The sequence below is a fragment of the Rhizobium sp. Root483D2 genome (assembly GCF_001426685.1).
Lineage (GTDB): Bacteria > Pseudomonadota > Alphaproteobacteria > Rhizobiales > Rhizobiaceae > Pararhizobium > Pararhizobium qamdonense.
The window spans coordinates 124,778-145,215 of sequence record NZ_LMFB01000013.1; the positions used below are offsets into that span (position 1 = coordinate 124,778).

19 protein-coding genes are annotated in these 20,438 nt (G+C 61.2%); 4 read left to right on the top strand and 15 right to left on the bottom strand.

Translation table 11 applies throughout. From position 1 onward, the window contains the following. Positions 1–73: 73 nt before the first annotated feature. Genes ASD32_RS12105 through cysG form a run of 4 tightly spaced genes read right to left on the bottom strand, consistent with a single transcriptional unit; the run spans position 74 to position 4,040 of the window. Positions 74–571: a DUF934 domain-containing protein gene (locus ASD32_RS12105; protein ID WP_060638404.1), complete on the bottom strand. Its 498-nt coding sequence runs from the start codon at positions 569–571 to the stop codon at positions 74–76. Between the two features lie 10 nt (positions 572–581). Next, positions 582–2,255, bottom strand: a complete 1,674-nt coding sequence (locus tag ASD32_RS12110) for a nitrite/sulfite reductase (RefSeq protein ID WP_060638299.1) — start codon at positions 2,253–2,255, stop codon at positions 582–584. A 14-nt stretch (positions 2,256–2,269) separates the two neighbouring features. Then, complete coding sequence (locus ASD32_RS12115) at positions 2,270–2,584, bottom strand: DUF2849 domain-containing protein (RefSeq protein WP_060638300.1); 315 nt, start codon at positions 2,582–2,584, stop codon at positions 2,270–2,272. Position 2,585: 1 nt separating this feature from the next. Continuing rightward, positions 2,586–4,040: a siroheme synthase CysG gene (cysG, locus tag ASD32_RS12120; RefSeq protein WP_060638301.1), complete on the bottom strand. Its 1,455-nt coding sequence runs from the start codon at positions 4,038–4,040 to the stop codon at positions 2,586–2,588. A gap of 209 nt (positions 4,041–4,249) precedes the next feature. Here cysG and ASD32_RS12125 point away from each other — a divergent pair, with 209 nt between their 5' ends. Beyond that, the gene (locus ASD32_RS12125) at positions 4,250–4,873 is read left to right on the top strand and encodes a nucleoside deaminase (protein ID WP_060638302.1); all 624 of its coding nucleotides are present in this window, start codon (positions 4,250–4,252) and stop codon (positions 4,871–4,873) included. Positions 4,874–4,878: 5 nt separating this feature from the next. Next, a complete protein-coding gene (gene mazG, locus ASD32_RS12130) occupies positions 4,879–5,712 on the top strand; it encodes a nucleoside triphosphate pyrophosphohydrolase (protein ID WP_060638303.1) in 834 nt (277 codons plus the stop codon). 234 nt (positions 5,713–5,946) lie between these two features. Here the strand turns inward: mazG and hflX are convergent, their stop codons facing one another. The 8 genes from hflX to dusB form a co-directional block, all read right to left on the bottom strand. Next, complete coding sequence (gene hflX, locus ASD32_RS12135) at positions 5,947–7,344, bottom strand: GTPase HflX (RefSeq protein ID WP_082546753.1); 1,398 nt, start codon at positions 7,342–7,344, stop codon at positions 5,947–5,949. 6 nt (positions 7,345–7,350) lie between these two features. Next, positions 7,351–7,593, bottom strand: coding sequence for an RNA chaperone Hfq (gene hfq / locus ASD32_RS12140; RefSeq protein ID WP_018325164.1), 243 nt, complete (start codon positions 7,591–7,593; stop codon positions 7,351–7,353). Positions 7,594–7,705: 112 nt separating this feature from the next. Next, a complete protein-coding gene (locus tag ASD32_RS12145; RefSeq protein WP_060638305.1) occupies positions 7,706–8,569 on the bottom strand; it encodes a D-amino-acid transaminase in 864 nt (287 codons plus the stop codon). A 35-nt stretch (positions 8,570–8,604) separates the two neighbouring features. Then, a complete protein-coding gene (locus ASD32_RS12150) occupies positions 8,605–9,969 on the bottom strand; it encodes a sigma-54 dependent transcriptional regulator (protein ID WP_060638306.1) in 1,365 nt (454 codons plus the stop codon). Further along, a complete protein-coding gene (locus ASD32_RS12155; protein ID WP_060638307.1) occupies positions 9,959–12,232 on the bottom strand; it encodes a PAS domain-containing sensor histidine kinase in 2,274 nt (757 codons plus the stop codon). Before ASD32_RS12155 ends, ASD32_RS12150 begins: the two co-directional genes overlap by 11 nt. 220 nt (positions 12,233–12,452) lie before the next feature. Then, entirely contained in the window at positions 12,453–13,907 is a 1,455-nt protein-coding gene (gene ntrC, locus ASD32_RS12160; protein WP_060638308.1) for a nitrogen regulation protein NR(I), read from the bottom strand. Beyond that, the gene (locus ASD32_RS12165; protein ID WP_060638309.1) at positions 13,904–15,061 is read right to left on the bottom strand and encodes a nitrogen regulation protein NR(II); all 1,158 of its coding nucleotides are present in this window, start codon (positions 15,059–15,061) and stop codon (positions 13,904–13,906) included. Before ASD32_RS12165 ends, ntrC begins: the two co-directional genes overlap by 4 nt. Then, positions 15,058–16,083, bottom strand: coding sequence for a tRNA dihydrouridine synthase DusB (gene dusB, locus ASD32_RS12170; RefSeq protein ID WP_060638310.1), 1,026 nt, complete (start codon positions 16,081–16,083; stop codon positions 15,058–15,060). The genes ASD32_RS12165 and dusB overlap by 4 nt, the downstream gene beginning before the upstream one ends. Before the next feature lie 244 nt (positions 16,084–16,327). On the opposite strand from dusB, the gene ASD32_RS12175 reads away from it, so the two are divergent. Both ASD32_RS12175 and ASD32_RS12180 read left to right on the top strand, forming a co-directional pair. Beyond that, entirely contained in the window at positions 16,328–17,542 is a 1,215-nt protein-coding gene (locus ASD32_RS12175; protein WP_060638311.1) for a bifunctional 2-C-methyl-D-erythritol 4-phosphate cytidylyltransferase/2-C-methyl-D-erythritol 2,4-cyclodiphosphate synthase, read from the top strand. Further along, complete coding sequence (locus ASD32_RS12180; RefSeq protein WP_060638312.1) at positions 17,539–18,039, top strand: CinA family protein; 501 nt, start codon at positions 17,539–17,541, stop codon at positions 18,037–18,039. Before ASD32_RS12175 ends, ASD32_RS12180 begins: the two co-directional genes overlap by 4 nt. A 7-nt stretch (positions 18,040–18,046) precedes the next feature. Here the strand turns inward: ASD32_RS12180 and ASD32_RS12185 are convergent, their stop codons facing one another. The 3 genes from ASD32_RS12185 to lipA form a co-directional block, all read right to left on the bottom strand. After that, on the bottom strand, positions 18,047–18,499 hold the full coding sequence (locus tag ASD32_RS12185; protein WP_060638405.1) for a type II toxin-antitoxin system RatA family toxin: 453 nt from the start codon (positions 18,497–18,499) through the stop codon (positions 18,047–18,049). 184 nt (positions 18,500–18,683) lie between these two features. Continuing rightward, complete coding sequence (locus tag ASD32_RS12190; RefSeq protein WP_060638313.1) at positions 18,684–19,250, bottom strand: AAA family ATPase; 567 nt, start codon at positions 19,248–19,250, stop codon at positions 18,684–18,686. A 166-nt stretch (positions 19,251–19,416) separates the two neighbouring features. Beyond that, on the bottom strand, positions 19,417–20,394 hold the full coding sequence (gene lipA, locus ASD32_RS12195; protein ID WP_060638406.1) for a lipoyl synthase: 978 nt from the start codon (positions 20,392–20,394) through the stop codon (positions 19,417–19,419). Between the last annotated feature and the right edge of the window lie 44 nt (positions 20,395–20,438).

Below are 20,438 nucleotides of genomic sequence, written 5' to 3' on the forward strand. Positions count from 1 at the left end.
CGATTTGGAAGCAAATCCGTTCCAATTATAGCGCCTTTTTCAGATTGATGCGTGTTTCAGTGTGTCGCAGCCGTCAGGAAACCCGCCGCCAGCTGTAGGATTTCGCATCGGCCGAAGGTCTGGCCGTCGGCTGGTAGTGATTGTCGATCCCCGGCAAACGCCCTTCCGACAGACGCTTGAGCGCCGTTTCGTTGCTGACGGCAAAGCTATCGATGCCACAGCGCAGCATCAGCGGCACCTGGTCGATCAGCACGTCGCCGACGGCGCGGATTTCCTTGCCGTAACCGAGACGCACGCGCAGCAGCGACGCGTGGCTGAAGGCGCGGCCATCGTTGAACGCGGGAAAAGCCACCGCAATCAACGACACTTGCTCCAGAAACGGCTGCAGCCGCGTCACATCGTCGGCGGGGTTGACCAACACACCAAGCCCGCTCTCGCCGGCCTGTGCCTTTTCAACAAAGGCGTCGATCCCCAAAATGGCCTTCTCGTTGGAGCCGGCCTTGGTTTCCTCGGTTTCGACGACCCAGGGGTCATCCGTGACGAAACCGGTTTCTTTCCAGATCTGTGTCATATGCTTGTCCTCAGGCCGCTTCCTGCGCATTGCCGCCATAGAGCGCATCCTTGAACGGCTGCGGCCCGACCCGGCGATAGGCCGCAAGGAAGATTTCCGACGGATCCGTTCGCAAGGACAGATAGGTATTGACGATCGTCTCGATCGCGTCGGTGACCTTTTCAGGCTCAAAGCCGCGGCCGATGATCTCGCCGATCGAGGTATTCTCGTCGCCGGAACCGCCAAGCGTGATCTGGTAGAGTTCGGCACCCTTCTTTTCCACGCCCAGCAGGCCGATATGGCCGACATGGTGATGGCCGCAGGCATTGATGCAGCCGGAGATCTTGATCTTCAGCTCGCCAATCTCGGCCTGCCGGTCCGGGTCACCGAAGCGGGTGGAGATTTCCTGCGACAGCGGGATGGAGCGCGCATTGGCAAGCGCGCAATAGTCCAAGCCGGGACAGGCAATGATATCCGTGATCAGACCGGCATTGGCCGTCGCCAGACCAATCGCAACGAGACCACGGTAGAGCGCTTCCAGATCGGCCAGCGCCACATGCGGCAGGATGATATTCTGCTCATGGCTGATGCGGATTTCATCAAAGGCGTATTCCTGCGCCAAATCGGCAATCGCATCCATCTGGCTGTCGCTGGCATCGCCTGGAATGCCGCCGATCGGCTTCAGCGACACCGTCACCATGCCATAGTCAGGGTGCTTGTGCGGCTGTACATTCTGCTGCACCCAGCGGGCAAAGTCCGGATCGGCCTTCTTCCAGCCGGCCAGATTGGCCCAGCCTTCGGGACGGTCGGTCAGCGGCGGAGGTGCGAAATAGCTGGTGATCGCCTGGATATCTGCATCCGGCAGCTTCAGCTCCGTGTTCTTCAGCTGCAGGAACTCCTGCTCGACCTGGCCTGTCAGGTTCTCCACGCCGGTTTCGTGCACGAGGATCTTGATGCGCGCCTTGTACTTGTTGTCGCGGCGGCCGTGCAGATTGTACACCCGCATGATCGCTGTCGTATAGGACAACAGATCCTCTTCCGGCAGGAAATCGCGGATTTTCTTGGCGATCATCGGCGTGCGGCCCTGCCCGCCGCCGACATAGACGGCAAAGCCGATCTCGCCCTTGTCGTTCTTCTTCAGGTGCAGGCCGATATCGTGCACCTGAATGGCGGCGCGGTCGCGCTCGGCGCCGGTAACGGCGATCTTGAACTTGCGCGGCAGGAAGGAAAACTCCGGATGAACCGACGACCACTGGCGCAGGATTTCGGCGTAAGGGCGCGGGTCGGCGACTTCGTCGGCAGCGGCACCGGCAAAATGATCGGCGGTGACGTTGCGGATACAGTTGCCCGACGTCTGGATCGCGTGCATCTCGACCGAGGCAAGCTCCGCCAGGATATCCGGCGTGTCAGAGAGTTTCGGCCAATTGTACTGGATGTTCTGGCGCGTGGTGAAATGGCCGTAACCGCGATCATATTTGCGGGCGATATGGGCCAGCATGCGCATCTGGTCGCTGTTCAGCGTGCCATAGGGAATGGCGACCCGCAGCATATAGGCGTGCAGCTGCAGATAGACGCCGTTCATCAGCCGGAGAGGCTTGAAGGCATCCTCGGCAAGCGCGCCGGAAAGACGGCGCGTGACCTGATCGCGAAACTGGGCAACACGGTCGGCAACAAAGGCATGGTCGAATTCGTCGTAACGGTACATCGGTCTTCTTTTCCTTAAGCCACCTGAACGGGGCCGGTCAGGCCCTTGTATCCCGGCGCATAGTCGATCGTCGGGCCTTCGGCGCGAACACGCTCGCGCATCCGCAAAGGCCTGAGCACGCCTGCTACTTCTTCAATATCAATGACATTCACGTCAACCACCTTGTTATCGGCAAAGGCAGCCTTTCCAGTCGCTTCCAGAGCGGTGACCGCCTCAGCATGGCGGGCGATAAACGCATCCTGCAGCGATTCCACCCAGTTGCCGGAGGCATCGAGCCAGACGGAAATGCCGTCGGACAGGCGGTTTGCGGTCAATACCTTGTCGGCCATGTCAGTTCCTCACTTCATCAGTCTGTTTGTGCTGCACGTCTGCGGCCGAACCGTTCGTCTTGCGCGTGACCAGCGGCTGCGACCGTTCGAAATTCGCGCCGGCCACCGCATCGCCGATGATCACCATGACCGGACCATCCAGCTCGTCGCGATATTGCAGGTCCGGCAGATCCTTCAACGTGCCGTGCAGAAGCTTGCGCCCGGCGCGGCTGGCGTTTTCGATCACGGCGACCGTGGTTTCCGCCGGCAAACCGGCTTCGATCAGCCGCGCCGCAACGGAGGCTGCCACCGTGCGGCCCATATAGACGGCAATGGTCGCACCGGAAATGGCAAGACGGGCCCAGTCGGGCAGGACGTCACCGGTGAGATCATGGCCGGTGGTAAAGATCAGCGACGAGGCGACACCGCGCAGCGTCAGCGGCAACTCGAAATCGGCAGCGGCCGCAAAAGCCGAGGTAATGCCGGGAACGATCTCGTAGGTGATCCCGGCTTCGCGCAAAGCCGCCATCTCTTCGCCGGCGCGGCCATAGACCAGCGGATCGCCCGACTTCAGCCGCACGACACGCTTGCCGTCCTGACCGAGGCGCACCAGCAGCTGGTTGATCTCATCCTGCGATTTCGAATGGCAGCCCTTGCGCTTGCCAACCGGCAGGCGCTCAGCGTCGCGGCGGCCCATATCGACGATCGCCTGCGGCACCAGCGCATCATAGACGATCACATCGGCTTCCATCATGACGCGCTGGGCCCGCAACGTCAAAAGGTCTTCCGCCCCCGGACCCGCACCCACCAGCCAGACATGGCCGGGAACCCGATCGACCGACTGCAGCAGCCGGGATGCTTCCCGGCGCGCTTCGGCGATATTTCCAAGCGACACCTGATCTGCGACCGGGCCGGAAAAGAACCGGCGCCAGAACACACGGCGGGAAACGCCGCGCGGCAGAACACGGTCGGCGGCATCGCGATAGGCCTGCGCCAGCGAAGCGAGCGCGCCAAGGGAGGGGGAAAGCAGCTGATCGATCTGCGCGCGGATCATCTGGGCGAGCACCGGCCCTGCGCCCTCGGTGCCGATTGCGACGGCGACGGGCGCGCGATTGACCAATGCCGGCGTCAGGAAATCGCAGAATTCCGGCTGATCCACCGCATTGGCCGGAATTTTCTGCGCCCGCGCCGCAGCGACGATCAGGCGGTCGTGTGCCGCGTCGCCGGTTGCGGCAAAGACCAGCGTTGCGCCGTCGACCTGGCCTGCCTCGAAAGGCGTTGCGACATGGTCGATCGAATTCACGGACAGGAACGCGGCGAAGTCGTCTTCCGGCGCATCCGCATAGGCGACGATCCGGGCTTGCGTGTTGAGCAACAGCCGAACCTTGGCAAATGCCTCGTCACCATTGCCGAAAACCGCCACGCATTTCTGCGCAACGCGGAAGAAGGCCGGAAAGACGGTCAGTTGTTCGGTCATCGTGTGGGAATCTGATCCTGTTACAGGTTATGGGGAATATCCCCTTTATACCTTGAAAATTGAAGAAACAGAAATTCCGATGCCTTTGCAGGCGGATATTCTTTTGCTCGACTCCAGCATAATTTGAGCAAATCTCTCCGAGGACAAGGCCTTCGGCAACGGCAGGATCGTGTTTCCGAGCATTGCCTATACCACTTCAAATCCGCTAAATGCCAGTAATCCTATTGTATGGAGCCAATGGTTTGACGAACAATTCCAAACTTGCAGAACGCCTGCTGAGCGTCATCGAGACAGACGTCCTGCCCCTGACGGAAAAGGGTGTCGCTGCCGGCAACAAGGTTTTCGGTGCGGCGATCCTGCGCAAATCGGACCTGTCGCTCATCATCGCGGAAACCAACAACGAGACGGAAAACCCGCTCTGGCATGGCGAAGTGCATACGCTGAAACGCTTTTACGAGCGCGCCGAAAAGCCTGACACCAAGGACCTCATCTTCCTCTCTACCCACGAACCCTGCTCGATGTGCCTCTCGGCGATCACCTGGGCGGGCTTTGACAATTTCTACTACCTGTTCAGCCACGAGGATTCACGCGACGCGTTTTCGATCCCGCACGACCTGAAAATCCTGAAAGAGGTTTTCCGGCTCGATCCTGGCGGCTATGCCAAGACCAACGCCTTCTGGCGCTCCTCTTCGATCGCCGATCTCGTGGCGACATCGGACGAGGCCGGCAAGGCCGCGCTACGGGAACAGGACCGGCGCATTCGCGCCAAGTACCAGTCGTTGTCGGATGATTATCAGTCCGGCAAGGACGCCAACGCCATTCCATTGAATTGAGCCCGATGCACCCCTCCAAGGATATCGCCCGCCTGCTGGAAATCATGGAAGCCCTGCGTCAGCCCGACACCGGCTGCCCATGGGATATCGTCCAGACCTTCGAGACGATCAAACCGTATACGCTGGAAGAAGCCTACGAGGTTGCCGACGCGATCGAGCGCGCCGATATGGACGATCTCTGCGACGAGCTCGGCGACCTGCTTCTGCAGGTGGTTTTCCACGCCCGCATGGCGCAGGAAGCCGGCGATTTTGCCTTTGGCGACGTGGTCGAAGCGATCACCCGAAAAATGATCCGGCGCCACCCGCATGTGTTTGCGCGGTCTGACGCGGATACGCCGCAGGCCGTGAAACTGCAATGGGACGAGATCAAGCAGGCGGAAAAGGCCGAACGCCGCAAGCGGCGGGCAAAGCGCGGCCTGCCTGAGGATGTCAACACAGGTCATCTCGGCTCCGTCCAGCGCAGTTTCCCGGCGCTGGTCGAGGCTTTGAAACTGCAGGAACGGGCGGCCAAGGTCGGTTTCGACTGGTCCTCGCCTGAGCCGATCCTCGACAAGATCGAAGAGGAGATTGCCGAACTGCGCGAGGCGCTCGCTTTGAACGACAAGGCAAAGGTGGCAGACGAACTCGGCGATCTGATCTTCGCCGTCGTCAACATCGGCCGCCATGTGGGCGCTGATCCCGAAATGGCGCTGCGCGGCACCAACACAAAGTTCCGCCGCCGTTTCGCGCATATCGAGACGGAACTGGAAGCTCAGGGGGAAACGCTGGAGGCGGCAACGCTGGAGCGGATGGAGGAACTGTGGCAGGCAGCCAAGGCGATCGAGCGGCAGTTGAGGTAACTGGCCCGCGTGAGCCAGCCGTCGATTCTGAGATCGGGGAGGCTTCACCCCCCTCTGTCACTGCGTGACATCTCCCCCTCAAGGGGGGAGATTCTTCTTTTTCCTAGCCGCCTAATATTGGAGAGGCACAGTCGATGCGGTCAATCTCCCCCCTTGAGGGGGAGATGTCGGCGTCGCCGACAGAGGGGGGTGTTAGCCCCGATTCCGGTAATAGGCCACCAGTCCGGTAATACGCTACCAGTCCTGCGCCGCAGCCTTCGGGCCATTGCCGAGCCGCCGTTCAAGCTCTTCCGCCTCGCTTGGCGTCATGCGCAGATCGAGGCTGACGGAGCCGTCTTCCAGGTCCTCGCGGCCATCGACCAACGTGTGTTCGTAGACCCAGGAGAGCAGCTGCAGCTTGCTGGCCGGCAGCACGACGTTGCATTCCATCAAGACGCCGGACAGGCGCTTGTTGATCTCGTCCAGCAGGTGATCGACACCCTCGCCCGTCACGGCCGAAACGGCGACGGTGTTTTCGCTGTGTTCGGCTTTCTGGACGAGGCTTTCATGCGCGTCGGCATCCAGCAGATCGACCTTGTTCCAGACTTCGATGATGCGCTCGGAGCGCGCCTTCTCGTCAATGCCGAGATCGGTGAGGATGCGCAGCACGTCCTGCGATTGAACCTGGTTGTCGGGGTCGGCGAGATCGCGCACGTGCAGGATCAGGTCGGCTTCCAGCACCTCTTCCAGCGTCGCGCGGAAGGCGGCGACCAGATGGGTCGGCAGGTCAGAGATGAAACCGACGGTGTCGGACAGCATCACCATGCGGCCATGCGGCAGTTTCATCCGGCGCAGCGTCGGATCAAGCGTTGCAAACAGCATGTCTTCGGCGAGAACGCCCGCACCGGTGATGCGGTTGAACAAAGTCGATTTGCCGGCATTGGTATAACCGACGAGGGCGACGATCGGATGCGGCACCTTCTTGCGCTTGGCGCGATGAAGCTGGCGGGTGCGGCGCACCTGCTCCAGCTCCTTTTCGAGCTTGACGATCTTTTCCTGCAAAAGCCGGCGGTCGGCCTCGATCTGGGTTTCACCCGGACCACCCATGAAGCCCGCGCCACCGCGCTGGCGCTCCAGGTGGGTCCAGCTGCGAACCAGGCGGCCCTTCTGGTAGTTCAGATGCGCAAGCTCGACCTGCAGCGTGCCTTCCTTGGTGGACGCACGGCGGCCGAAGATTTCCAGGATGAGACCGGTCCGGTCGATGACCTTGCAGTTCCATTCTTTTTCGAGATTGCGCTGCTGAACCGGCGTCAGCGGATGATCGATGATGACGAGACCGGCATTGTGCTCGCTCAAGAGATGGCCGATTTCCTCGATCTTGCCGCTGCCGAGCAACGTTCCGGGCTTGGGCTGGGCAATGGGCACGATGGCGCCGTGCACGACCTCCAGATCGATGGCAAGCGCCAGGCCGATCGTTTCCTCAAGCCGGCTTTCGTCGCTGCGTGTCGAGGTCGCGGCAATGATCTCAGCGTTCTGTCTGCCCGTCTTTTTCAGGACTGGGACGATGACAACGGCGCGCATGTCATCACGAAGCTTTTCAAGCTCCGGGATGATCGACGCCGATTTGGTATCACGTTTGGTAATGTGTTTTATATCCCGTCAGGATGCGGATTCTTCGCTCTCGAACATCTGCATCGGCTGGCCCGGCATGATTGTCGAGATGGCGTGCTTGTATACGAGCTGGGAATGCCCGTCACGCCGCAAAAGCACACAGAAATTGTCAAAAGACGTGACAACGCCCGTCAGTTTCACACCATTGATAAGAAAAATTGTCAGAGATATCTTCTGCTTGCGGACTGTGTTGAGAAACAGATCCTGCAAGTTCTGAGAACGTTCCGCCATAGCGCCGCTTCTTTCTTATTTTCCGGTTCGATTTAACCGGTTGATTATACAATCTGAATAGCCCCGAACGCTGGAAAAAACCTGTCTTTAAAGCGTCCCCCCGGATTTGGTATCAAATCGCGGTCTTTTCCGCAATGTCGAAAAAGGCTTCACGAATTTTCTGTGACACGCTGCCGGGATGACCGTTGGCGATGGTTTTACCGTTAACCGCAACGACCGGAAAACAGATACTCGTGGCGGCGGTGATGAAAACCTCGCGCGCTTCCAGCATCTCTTCGAGCGAAAAAGCCTGCTCGACGATCTCAAGGCCGAGCGTCCCGGTAACGTCCTTCAGGGTCGTGCGGGTGATACCGCGCAGGATGCCGTGATCGGCGTGGCGGGTCCGCAGCCGGCCGGCCTTGTCGACGATCCAGACATTGGTTGCCGCGCCCTCTTTCACCGTTCCATCAGCATCGACAAAGATCGCCTCCTGGGCGCCCTCCTCCTTGGCGGCCTGCCTTGCCAGCACATTCGGCAGCAATCCCACCGACTTGATATCGACGCGGTCCCAGCGGTTTTCAGGAACAGTAATCGTGCTGATGCCGGCCGCGTTCTTCTTGGCAATTACCGAAGCATCGGTCCGCTTGGCTGTCACCACAATGGTCGAAGGCGTATCGGCAGCGGGAAAGACATGATCGCGGCGCGCGGCACCGCGCGTCACCTGCAGATAGAACAGGCCGTTCTTCACCCGGTTGCGGCGGGCCACCTCGCGAATGACGTGAATGAGTGCTGCCCGCGTCATCGGGCAGGCCATGCGCAGCTCGCTCAGCGAGCGGTCCAGCCGGTCGAGATGCCGTGTCAGGTCGATAATGAAGCCATGGCGGATCTCGCAGACCTCATAGACGCCGTCGGCGAACTGGAAGCCGCGATCCTCGATATGAACGGCGGCTTCGGAGTGGCGCTGATAGGCGCCGTTGACATAGGCAATGCGCGACATGGATGACCTGTCCTGGAACGATGGAACCCTGAATTTCAGACGCCGAGCGACTTCAGTTTTCGGTGCAGCGCCGAGCGCTCCATGCCGACAAACTCTGCCGTGCGCGAAATATTGCCGCCGAAACGGTTGATCTGCGCAATCAGATAATCCCGCTCGAACATTTCGCGCGCTTCGCGCAAGGGCAGCGTCATGATGTGGTGATCGCCCTGGGCTGAAATCTTCGGCAGGCTGTCGCCCACTTCGCTTGGCAGCATATCGGCTGATATCGCGGTATCCGGACCGTCGCTGCGGGCCAGGATCATCAAGCGTTCGATATTGTTGCGCAACTGCCGGATATTGCCCGGCCAGTCATGCGATTGCAGCACGGCGAGCGCGTCATCACCGATCTTGCGGGTGCGGATACCGGCCTGCTCGCTGATCTGGCGCATGAACATATCGACCAGAAACGGAATGTCCTCGCGCCGTTCCGCCAAGGGCGGCACACGCACGGGGATGACGGCCAGCCGATGGTAGAGGTCCTCGCGAAACGCGCCTTCGGCGATCTGGCTTTCGAGATTATAGGCGGTCGAGGAGATGATACGGACATCGACCTTGACGCGCTTGGAGCCGCCGACCCGCTCGAACTGCTGATCGACCAGCACGCGCAGGATCTTGTTCTGCGTCTCGCGCGGCATTTCGCCGACCTCATCCAGATAGAGAATGCCGCCATGGGCTTCCTCAAGCGCGCCGGTCTTGCGCGGCTGGCCGGGCGTGCCTTCCGTGCCGAACAGCGCCATCTCCATGCGGTCGGGCGTGATCGCTGCCGCATTCAGCGCCACGAAGGGACCGCCAGCCCGCGAGGACTTCCGGTGGATCATCCGGGCAACCAGTTCCTTGCCGGAGCCGGACGGACCGTGGATCATGATGCGGCTGTTGGTCGGCGCGACCTTTTCGATGGTCTGGCGCAATTGCGAAACGGCAACCGAGGTCCCGATCAGTTCGACGGGATCGCCGGAGCGCTTCTTCAGCTCGGAGACTTCCTTCTTCAGCTTGGAGTTTTCCAGCGCCCGTTCCGCAATCAGGATCAGCCGGTCGGCCTTGAATGGCTTCTCGATAAAGTCGTAGGCGCCGCGGCGAATCGCCGAAACGGCGGTCTCGATATTGCCGTGACCCGAAATCATCACGACGGGCAGGTCCGGATAGCGGCTCTTGATCTCGTCGAGCAATGCCAGGCCATCGAGCCTACTGCCCTGCATCCAGATATCCAGGAAGACCAGGCGGGGAACGCGGTCGCTGATGGCGGCAAGCGCGCTGTCGCTGTCGAACGCGGTGCGGGTCTCGTGCCCCTCGTCGGACAGGATGCCGGAGACGATTTCGCGAATGTCTTCTTCGTCGTCCACAACCAGAATGTCAGCCGCCATAGGAAGTATCCTTGTCTTGTCTGTCTTCAGTGCCGCTGCCGTGTCCGGCGGGCGGCAAGATAATGCGAATCATGGCCCCGTGACCCCGGTCAAAATCGGCGGGAGCATCATGCAGTTCCAATTGTCCGCCATGGTCCTCGATGATCTTCTTGACGATCGCGAGGCCAAGGCCGGTGCCTTTTTCGCGCATTGTCATATAGGGCTCGAGAATGCGATGGCGATTTTCGGTCGGCAGTCCCCGGCCGTTGTCGATGATATCGATGACGAACTGGCCACTGGTTTCATTCAACCGCGACCGCACCATGACCTTGCGGTCCCCGCGCACGGCGTCCGCCGGCAGCGCCTCGATCGCCTCGACCGCGTTCTTGATGATATTGCCGAAGGCTTGGCCCAGCATGCGGCTGTCGAAGGTGCCGTCGAGCGGCTCCTCGCCGAGATCGCGGATGAAGGTCACATGGGTATTGCCCATTTCGCGCAGGAAGATCGCATCCTTGAGGATATTGCGCAGATCGGCCTTTTCCTTGGTCGGCTTGGGCATGCGGGCAAAGCCGGAGAATTCATCGACCATGCGGCCGATATCTTCGACCTGACGCACGATCGTATCGGTGCACTGGTCGAACACCGCGCGGTCGTCCTGATTGATCTGCTTGCCATAGCGCCGCTTCAGCCGCTCGGCCGACAGTTGAATGGGCGTCAGCGGGTTCTTGATTTCATGAGCGATGCGGCGCGCCACATCGGCCCAGGCCGTCGAGCGTTGCGCGATGACGAGGTCGGTAATGTCATCGACGGTGATGACGTAGGAATCCTTGGCGTCATGCGATTCCTCGCGCGTCACCTGCACGTTCAGCGTCCGCTCCGTGCCGCCGCGCATGATGTTGATCTGCTTGCGGTAGTCGTTGCGATGGCGGCTGGCGGCCTCGTTGAGCACCTGTTCGATCTCCGGCGCCACATCTTCCAGCTTTTCGCCGACCAGTTCCAGCGTGGTGCGCGACAGGAAATGCTCGGACGAGGGATTGGCGATGGTGATGCGCCGGTCGTCCTCGACGCCGATCACGGCCGCCGTCACGCCCGAGAGCACCGCCTCTATGAACCGGCGCCGGTCGTCCATCTCATCCTTCGCCTCGATAATCTGGTCGCGCTGCGTACGGATTTCGGCGATCATCTTGTTGAACGTACGCGACAGGCTGCCGACATCGCCATCCACCGCATGCACGGGCACGATGACATTCAGATTGCCGCTCGCCACGCTGTCGGCCGCGCCGATCAACAGGCGGATCGGCCGCACGATCCGGTCGGCGACCGCAATCGCGGTCCAGATCGCCGCCAGAAGCACGATCAGCGCGAACCCGAGATAAAGCACCCCGAACGCGACCTGCAACGACGTGCGGCCCGCCTCCAGGTTCTTGTATTCGGCGGTATTTTCCTCCATCAGCCGCATCGAGCGCATGACCTTCGGATCAACGCTGCGCACCGTGTAGAGATAGGCACCCTCGATATTGTCGATCGGGATGATGACGCCGACGAGATTGGTCACGCCAGGTGGAATGAGTGTGGGCTGGCCGGAGACGGTGCTGAGCAACGCGTCTCTCGGAATGGCCGGCAGCGGCCGCTCGGTCGGGATATTCGCCTGCAGGATCGGCGTTCCGTCCGCGCGCACCATAAACGCGCCGAGCATGCCGCGTCCCCGCGCTTGGCGTGTCATCAACTCGACGAAGCCGGTCCGGTCGAGGCTGTAGAGCTGGCGGTTGCGCTCGAGGTCATTGGCCATCGAGACCGTCTGGCCCTGCAGATAGCTCGCATTTTCCAGCACATAGGCCTGTGCCACTTCGAGCGATGAGCTGACGATCGACTGTGTGCGCAGCGAAAACCAGCGATCGAGGCCAACATCCAGCGTGATGCTGGCAAAGATCGCCACCAGGATGGCAGGCGTGATCGCAACGATCGAAAACAGCGCCACGATGCGCACATGCAGCCGGGCAGCCGCCCTGCCACGGCTGCGTGCTTTCAACAGGCGCAGGATCTCGCGGCCGATCAGAAACAACAGGCCGAGCACGAACAGCGCGTTGATCGAAGCGGAACCGATGATGATGTTGGTTTCAGGCTTGATCGGCGTAAGACCGAGCAGAACGAGCAGCGATACGATCGCGCAGATCAGCGCACCGGTGGCCAGCAACAGGCCCGGCAGCGCGAAAGACGCGCGCCGGTCATGACCGATTACGGCAACATCCTCTTTCGCCAGTGGCAGAACAAGCCCTTCGGCCATCAGCAATGCATCCCCGGCCCGGCGTCACCGGGCAAAGTGCGCGGCGGCGGGCATTGACATGGTCGGTGGCCAAGACGATGACCGCACAGGATCGGATCGACCGGCACTGTGCCGAACCGCAGTCCGATCCAACGGATGAGCGCTCCAGAGAATCGATCCCCACCCGTGTGCTTTCTAAGCAACATATTGTGGCGAAAATGCAACGGTTATTTCTGCCGGATCAGGCGCTGCGCGAGCTACGGTAAACGGAAACACCCAGTTCACGGATCTTCTTGCGCAGGGTGTTGCGGTTCAGGCCAAGCAGGTCGGCCGCCTTGATCTGGTTGCCTCGCGTTGCCGTCAGAGCAGCCAGGATGAGTGGATATTCCATTTCGGCCAGAACCCGGTCGTAAAGGCCCGCGGGCGGCAGACCCTCGCCGAAACCGGCGAAATATTGCCGCATGTTCTCTTCGACGGCCTGCGAAATCGACATCGAGCCCGAACGGCTCGACGTCTTTTCGATCGGACTGTCGGGAATGTCGGAGCGCAGCTCGGTTTCAATGATCTCGCGGGTGATGACGTCCTGCGGGTAGAGAGCCGTCAGGCGGCGCACGACATTTTCGAGTTCGCGGACATTGCCGGGCCAGGGATGCGCCTTCATCAGTTCCAGCGCCTCCTGGTCGAAGCGCTTGACGTCGAGCCCTTCCTTTTCGGCCTGCTGGACGAAATGGCGCACGAGATCGGGAATATCCTCGGCGCGGTCGCGCAGCGGCGGCAACCGCAGCGGCACGACGTTCAGCCGGTAATAGAGATCCTCGCGGAACAGGCCCTGGTTGATCGACTGCTTGAGGTCCTTGTTGGTCGCGGCAACGATACGGACATCCGAGCGGATCGGCGTGCGGCCGCCGACGGTGGTATATTCGCCCTGCTGCAGAACGCGCAGCAGGCGCGTCTGCGCATCCATCGGCATATCGCCGATCTCATCGAGAAACAGCGTGCCGCCCTCGGCCTGCTCGAAGCGGCCGGTCGAGCGGTTCTGTGCGCCGGTAAAGGCGCCCTTCTCGTGGCCGAACAGCTCGGATTCGATCAGATCGCGCGGGATCGCCGCCATGTTGATCGCGACGAAGGGGCCGTTGCGGCGCTTGCCGTAATCGTGCAGCGCCTTGGCGACGAGTTCCTTGCCGGTGCCGGATTCGCCGGTGATCATCAGCGTCAGGTCGGTCTGCATCAGGCGCGCCAAAACCCGGTAGATTTCCTGCATGGCGGCCGAGCGGCCAACCAGCGGCATGCCGTCCTGCGGATCGTCCTCCAGTTTTTGGGGCTTGCGCTTGGGCTCCGCCAGGGCGCGGCCGATGATGGCGATCAGTTCCGTCAGGTCGAAGGGTTTCGGCAGATAGTCGTAAGCTCCCTTTTCCGAGGCTTTGATCGCCGTCATGAACGTGTTCTGGGCGCTCATCACCAGAACCGGAAGGTCCGGCCGCGCCTTCTTGATGCGCGGCAAAAGATCGAAGGCGTTTTCGTCGGGCATGACGACGTCGGTGACGACGAGATCGCCATCGCCTGCCGAAATCCACCGCCACAGCGTCGCTGCGTTCGAAGTGATGCGAACGTCGTAACCGGCGCGGCTAAGCGCCTGGTTGAGAACGGTACGGATGGCTGCGTCGTCGTCAGCAACGAGGATGGTGGCGCCAGTCATCGGGATTGTCCTTTTATGATGGTCAGAGGCTCGCTATCTTCGGCCGTCGGCCCCTTTGAAGCGGGCATTAGAACGCGAAATGTCGTGCGGCTCGACTGGCTGTCGCACTCGACAATGCCCCCATGGCCGCCAATGATCTTGGCGACAAGGGCAAGGCCGAGGCCGGAGCCGTTGGTCTTGGTGGTGATGAACGGATCGAACAGATGCGGCACCAGATCGGAAGGTACGCCCGGACCGTTGTCATGGACGCAGAATTCCAGCGGCAGCGAAATCTTTTCCCGCGTCCCGGCAACCGACAGGCGGATACCAGGCCGGTAGGCCGTCGTCAGCATGATCTCGCCGTCCGGCTTGTCGGCAACCGCTTCCGCAGCGTTCTTGATCAGGTTGAGGAAGACCTGGATCAACTGGTCGCGGTTGGCATAGACGGGCGGCAGCGACGGATCGTAATTCTCGGTGATGCGGATCTTGCGGGCAAAGCCGGCCTTGGCAATGGCCTTCACATGATCGAGCACCGAATGGATGTTGACCGGATGACGATCGACCGGCCGCTCGTCAGAGAACACTTCCATGCGATCGACCAGCGATACGATCCGGTCTGTCTCGTCGCAGATCAGCCTTGTCAGCGCCCGGTCTTCGTCGTTGACGGAGGTTTCGAGCAGCTGGGCTGCACCACGGATACCCGATAGCGGGTTCTTGATCTCATGCGCGAGCATCGACGCCAGTCCCGTCACCGAGCGGGCCGCAGCCCGGTGGGTCAGCTGCCGGTCGATCTTGTCGGCCATCGACCGTTCCTGGAAGACGATCACGACGGAGCCCGGCTCCGACAGGACGGGCGCCACATAGAGATCGACCAGCTTGTCGGCGCCGAGCCGCGGCGAGCTCAGATCGACCCGGTATTCGTTGACGGCCGCACGCCGTTCGCGAACCTGCTCAATCAGCGTCAGGAGCGGACTGCCGAATGGAATGAAGGCGCTGATGTCATGGCGGGCGAGATAATTGGCGCTGGCGCCGAAAAACGCCTCCGCTTCCCAGTTGGCAAAGGCAACTAGGCCCTTTTCGTCAACGAGAATCACCGGGTTCTGGATGGCGTTGAGAACGGCCATCGGCAGCGAATTGACCGCCCTGCGTTCCTCGTCGCCCATTTTCTCGGTCATGCCGCATCCTTCTGTTCGCCAAGGCCAGTCCCGGCCGCAATGGCGGCCACAGCACCCGACAGGGCGGTGGCGGGCTCCGTGGAGGTCATGATCGCCGCCTTGTCCTGCGCTGCGAGTTGCGGCGCAAACCGGCTGAGATACCAGCCGAGATGTTTTCGCGCATGGCGAAGGCCGATATCGGCTCCGTAGAATTCAAGCATCATGCCGTAGTGCTCGGCGACGATATCGGCGATCCCCGCCGCATCGGGATGGTCAGCCCTACCGGCCAGCACGCCGGCATGCCAGGGCCGGCCCTGGCTCGAGCGGCCGATCATGACTGCGTCCGCGCCGGAGCGCCGCAGGATTTCGTTGGCATCTTCGCGCGTTGCGACATCGCCATTGGCAACCAGCGGCACGGAGATCACGTCACGAACGGCGCGGATCGCATCCCAATCGGCGGTGCCATTGTAGAACTGCATGCGGGTGCGGCCGTGGATGGTGATCATCTGCACGCCGGCCTCCTGTGCCCGCCTGGCGATCAGGGGCGCATTGATGGAGTTTTCGTCCCAGCCAAGCCGCATTTTCAGCGTCACAGGCACATCAACCGCCTTCACGGTCGCTTCGATCAGCGACAGGGCGTGATCGGGATCGCGCATCAGCGCCGAGCCGGAATAGCCGCCCGTTACCTTCTTGGCCGGGCAGCCCATATTGATATCGATGACATCGGCGCCGTTACCGGCAGCAATCCTTGCCGCCTCGCCCATCCAATAGGCTTCGCGTCCGGCCAGCTGGACCATATGCGGATCGATGCCGGAACTCTTCAGCCGCGACCAGCTCTCGGAGGCATTGCCGACGAGTTCGCGGCTTGCTACCATTTCGGTCACGACGAGGCCGGCGCCAAACCGCCAGGCCAATTGCCGGAAGGGCAAATCCGTTACGCCCGACATCGGCGCGAGCACGACGCGGTTCCTAAAGGAGAGCCGGCCAACCCGGAACGGGGATGACAAATCCGGTATCTGCAAGTGATTATCTTTCGGGCACATATATATTCTGCACTATTTTTAGACATACTTGACGGGCTTGCCAAGCGATTTCAGAGCGCGCCGACAAAATTCCCGGGACAACTGGTAAAGCCAACCCCTTCGCGGTAAATCACGGCAACGATTTGAAGCACCGCATGCCGGACCGGCATGCACCTGGTGTTTGACGAAAACTGGAACGGGAGACCTGTCCGTATAGCGTTTGCGGGCCGGAGCGACGACCTATTTGCAGGAACCCATATAGAAGATGCGCGCAAAAGAACAGTTTTCCTGTGGGGTCGTCATTGTCGCTGCCGGGCGAGGTGAGCGCGCAGGCGCGCTGCAGGATGGCCCCAAGCAATATCGCGCCATCGGCGGACGGCCGGTTATCACCCATACACTTGACGTTTTTGCGACATGGCCGCTGGAAAAAACCATCGTCGTGGTCATCCATCCCGATGACGAAGCTCTGTTTGCGCATGCCAAAGGCCTGATTTCCAGCGATGGGCCGGATATCACGTTCGTGCATGGCGGACCGACACGGCAGCTTTCTGTGCTGGCCGGGCTGAAAGCCCTGGAAGGGTTAGGCATCACCCATGTGATGATCCACGATGCCGTGCGGCCGTTTATCGACCACGCTTTGCTTGACCGATGCGCCGCAGCGTTGACAGACGGCGCCGATGCGCTGCTGCCCGCCATTGCCGTCGCCGACACGTTGAAGCGCGGATCTGCTGATGGCAAGGTGCTGGAGACGGTCCCACGGGCAGGCCTCTACGGCGCTCAGACGCCACAATGCTTCCGCTTCGCACCGATCCTTGAAGCCCACGCGAATGCCGCAGCCTCCGGCCGCGCCGATTTTACCGACGATGCCTCGATCGCCGAATGGGCCGGAATGCCCGTGACGCTGATCGAGGGTTTGGTTGATAATGTGAAACTGACGATCAAACGGGATATTGCCATGGCCGACGAAAAACTGACCCGGAACGCGCTTCCGGATGTGCGCACCGGCAATGGCTATGACGTGCATCAGCTGATCGATGGCGACGGCGTGACGCTCTGCGGCATCTTCATGCCACACGACCAGACGCTGCTTGGACATTCCGACGCCGACGTCGCCCTGCATGCCCTAACCGACGCCCTGCTTGCCACCTGTGGCGCCGGCGATATCGGCGATCATTTTCCGCCATCCGATCCGCAGTGGAAGGGTGCAGCCTCGCGCATCTTTCTCGAACATGCGGCGAAGATCGTCCGCGATAACGGCGGCACCATCATGAATGCCGATGTGTCGCTGATTGCCGAAGCCCCGAAGATCGGCCCGCACCGGCAGGCCATGCGCGAAAATCTCGCCAATATGCTCGGCATTTCGCTGGATCGCTGCTCGGTCAAGGCAACGACCAATGAAAAGATCGGCTTCATCGGCCGCCGCGAGGGCATTGCCGCCATCGCCACGGCTACGGTCGTCTATTCAGGAGAGATCAAATGAGCGCATGGCCAGACGGCATCGAAGCCAGGGCAGGCCTGCTGATTTCAGCCTTTGCCAAACGGGGCCTGATGGTCGCCACGGCGGAATCCTGCACCGGCGGCCTGATCGCCGGTGTGCTTACGGAAATTCCTGGATCCTCGTCCGTGGTCGATCGCGGCTTCGTCACCTATTCCAACGACGCCAAGATCCAGATGCTCGGCGTCGCGAATGCAACGCTTGAAACGCATGGCGCCGTCTCGCGCCAGACGGCGATTGAAATGGTGCGCGGCGCGCTCAGCCATTCGAAGGCGGATCTCGCCGTCGCCGTCACCGGCGTTGCCGGTCCGGGCGGTGGCTCGGCGGAAAAGCCGGTCGGGCTGGTGCATCTCGCCGCAGCCAGCCGGGGCGGCAACATTCTTCACCGCGAAATGCGCTATGGCGATATCGGCCGCGATGCGGTCAGGATGGCAACCGTGCACACCGCGCTCGACATGCTCGACGAGGCGGCTGAGCGCTGATCTCTGCCTAAGCCGCCGCGTAGATCGCGTCGGCGCGCTTTTCGAAGGCTTCTGAAAACATCCGGAATGCCCGGTCGAACATCGAGCCCATGACGGCGCCGAGAATGCGGCTCTTGAATTCGTAGTCGATGAAGAAATTGACGGAGCAGCCGCCCTCGCCCAGCGCTTCAAAACTCCAGCGATTGTCGAGATATTTGAACGGCCCGTCGATATATTTGACGTCGATCACCCGGTCCGCCTTGTTGAGCAGGACCTGCGTCGTAAACGTCTCGCGGATCGCCTTGTAACCCACGGTCATATCGGCGACGAGCAGTTCCTTGCCATCACGCTCCTTGCGCGAACGCACGGTCAGCGCCTCGCACAGCGGCAGGAATTGCGGATATTTTTCAACATCGGCGATCAGGTCGAACATCTGGTCAGGGGAATGCTTGACGGGCCGGCGGGTCTCAAATTGTGGCATGGCGTTCAGATATTCAATGATGCCGGGAAAAACAAGATGTCTCGCCGCCGCAGTCGGGAGCATAACGTTGCGTCAGGGAAAGCCGGTTCCGAGCCTGACGTAACGACAGCTGCATATGACGGCCCGTGCGGCGACCTTCGCGTTAGCTGGCCCAATCCGAGAACGGATCGAGGCGGCTGTGGCGTCAGGGGCGGCGAAGGTGGGACAGCAGGTCGCGTGTTTGGCTGTGCGAGCGGAGGATGTGCACCGGCACGCCGGGACCGTAGTCCGCCAGTTTCTGCTCGATCTCCGGGCTTTCGGTTTTTTCGAAACCCCAGACATAAGACAGGAATTCGAATGTCAGCCGCTCGGGGCAATCCCTGGCCATTTCCGGACGCGTCCGGCCTCGAAAACGCAGCCAGCGGCTGATGACGCCATAGAGCGAAACATGGCGGCGCGGCCGCATCCACAGGACAAGATCGGTGCGCGGCAGGCGCAGCGGCAAGGTTCCGGGGCTTGTCCCGTCCATGATCCAGCGCGGCTGGGCAACCTTCTGCTCGACAATGGCCAGCGCTTCTGCCCTTGGCCGCTGCGTCCAGCCCGGCATCCAGAACACGTCGCGGTCCATCGACACATAAGGCAACCCAAACATGGCCGAAAGGGTTTGCGCCAACGTGCTCTTGCCGCTGCCGGAGCAGCCGATCACGAGAATACGATCGGCACGTTTCAGCACCTGCGCCGTCTCCTCGATATTCAACAGCCTGTTCGACATGGATGGTTTCCTGCACGCATTCGATCAACGCGCCGATCTCGCAGCAGCGCTTCAGCGTCAGGACCGGCATGGCAGGCCGGTCGATCGTAACGGGGTTGCGTGACGGCTCCAGATGTGTGAGCCGCGCACCATAGAGGTCAAATGCAGATTGGCAACCGCCGGAGCATTATCCGGCCACTGCCGCCAGCTTCTTTTCGCGGTTGGCTTTCAGCCGCGCGAAATCGTCGCCGGCATGGTGCGACGAGCGGGTGAGCGGGCTGGAGGCGACCATCAGGAAGCCCTTGGTATAGGCCACGGTCTCGTAAGACTTAAACTCCTCCGGCGTCACGAAGCTCATCACCTGATGATGCTTGCGGGTCGGCTGCAGGTACTGGCCGATGGTGAGGAAATCGACATCGGCGGTGCGCAGATCGTCCATCAACTGCAGCACTTCGTTGCGCTCTTCGCCCAGGCCGACCATGATGCCGGACTTGGTGAACATCGTCGGATCGAGTTCCTTGACCCGCTGCAAAAGCCGGATCGAGTGGAAGTAGCGCGCACCGGGGCGCACGGTCAGATAGTTACCCGGAACCGTTTCCATATTGTGATTGAAGACGTCGGGCTTGGCGGCAACGACGCGCTCCAGCGCGCCGGGCTTCTTCAGGAAGTCCGGTGTCAGGATTTCGATGGTCGTCAGGGGTGATGCAGCGCGGATGGCCCAGATCACCTTTTCGAAATGCTCGGCGCCGCCATCGGCCAGGTCGTCGCGGTCAACCGAGGTGATGACGACGTGGCTGAGGCCCATCTGCTTGACGGCCTTGGCGACGTTTTCCGGTTCGGCCATATCCAGCGCGTTCGGCTTGCCTGTCGAAACATTGCAGAAGGCGCAGGCACGGGTACAGATCTCGCCCATGATCATGAAGGTCGCGTGCTTCTTGTCCCAGCACTCGCCGATATTCGGGCAGCCCGCCTCTTCGCAGACCGTGACGAGCTTGTGCTCCTTCACGATCGACTTGGTTTCGGCATAGCCCTTCGACGTCGGTGCGCGAACCCTGATCCATTCCGGCTTGCGCAGCATCTCGGTGTCGGGCTTATGGGCCTTTTCCGGGTGGCGGATGCGCCGGGCATCGGGATCAAGAGTGGTGCGGTCGAGGATCGTGACCATCATGCTTCCAATTTTGCTTCAAGCGCGACGCGCGCCCGTCGGGG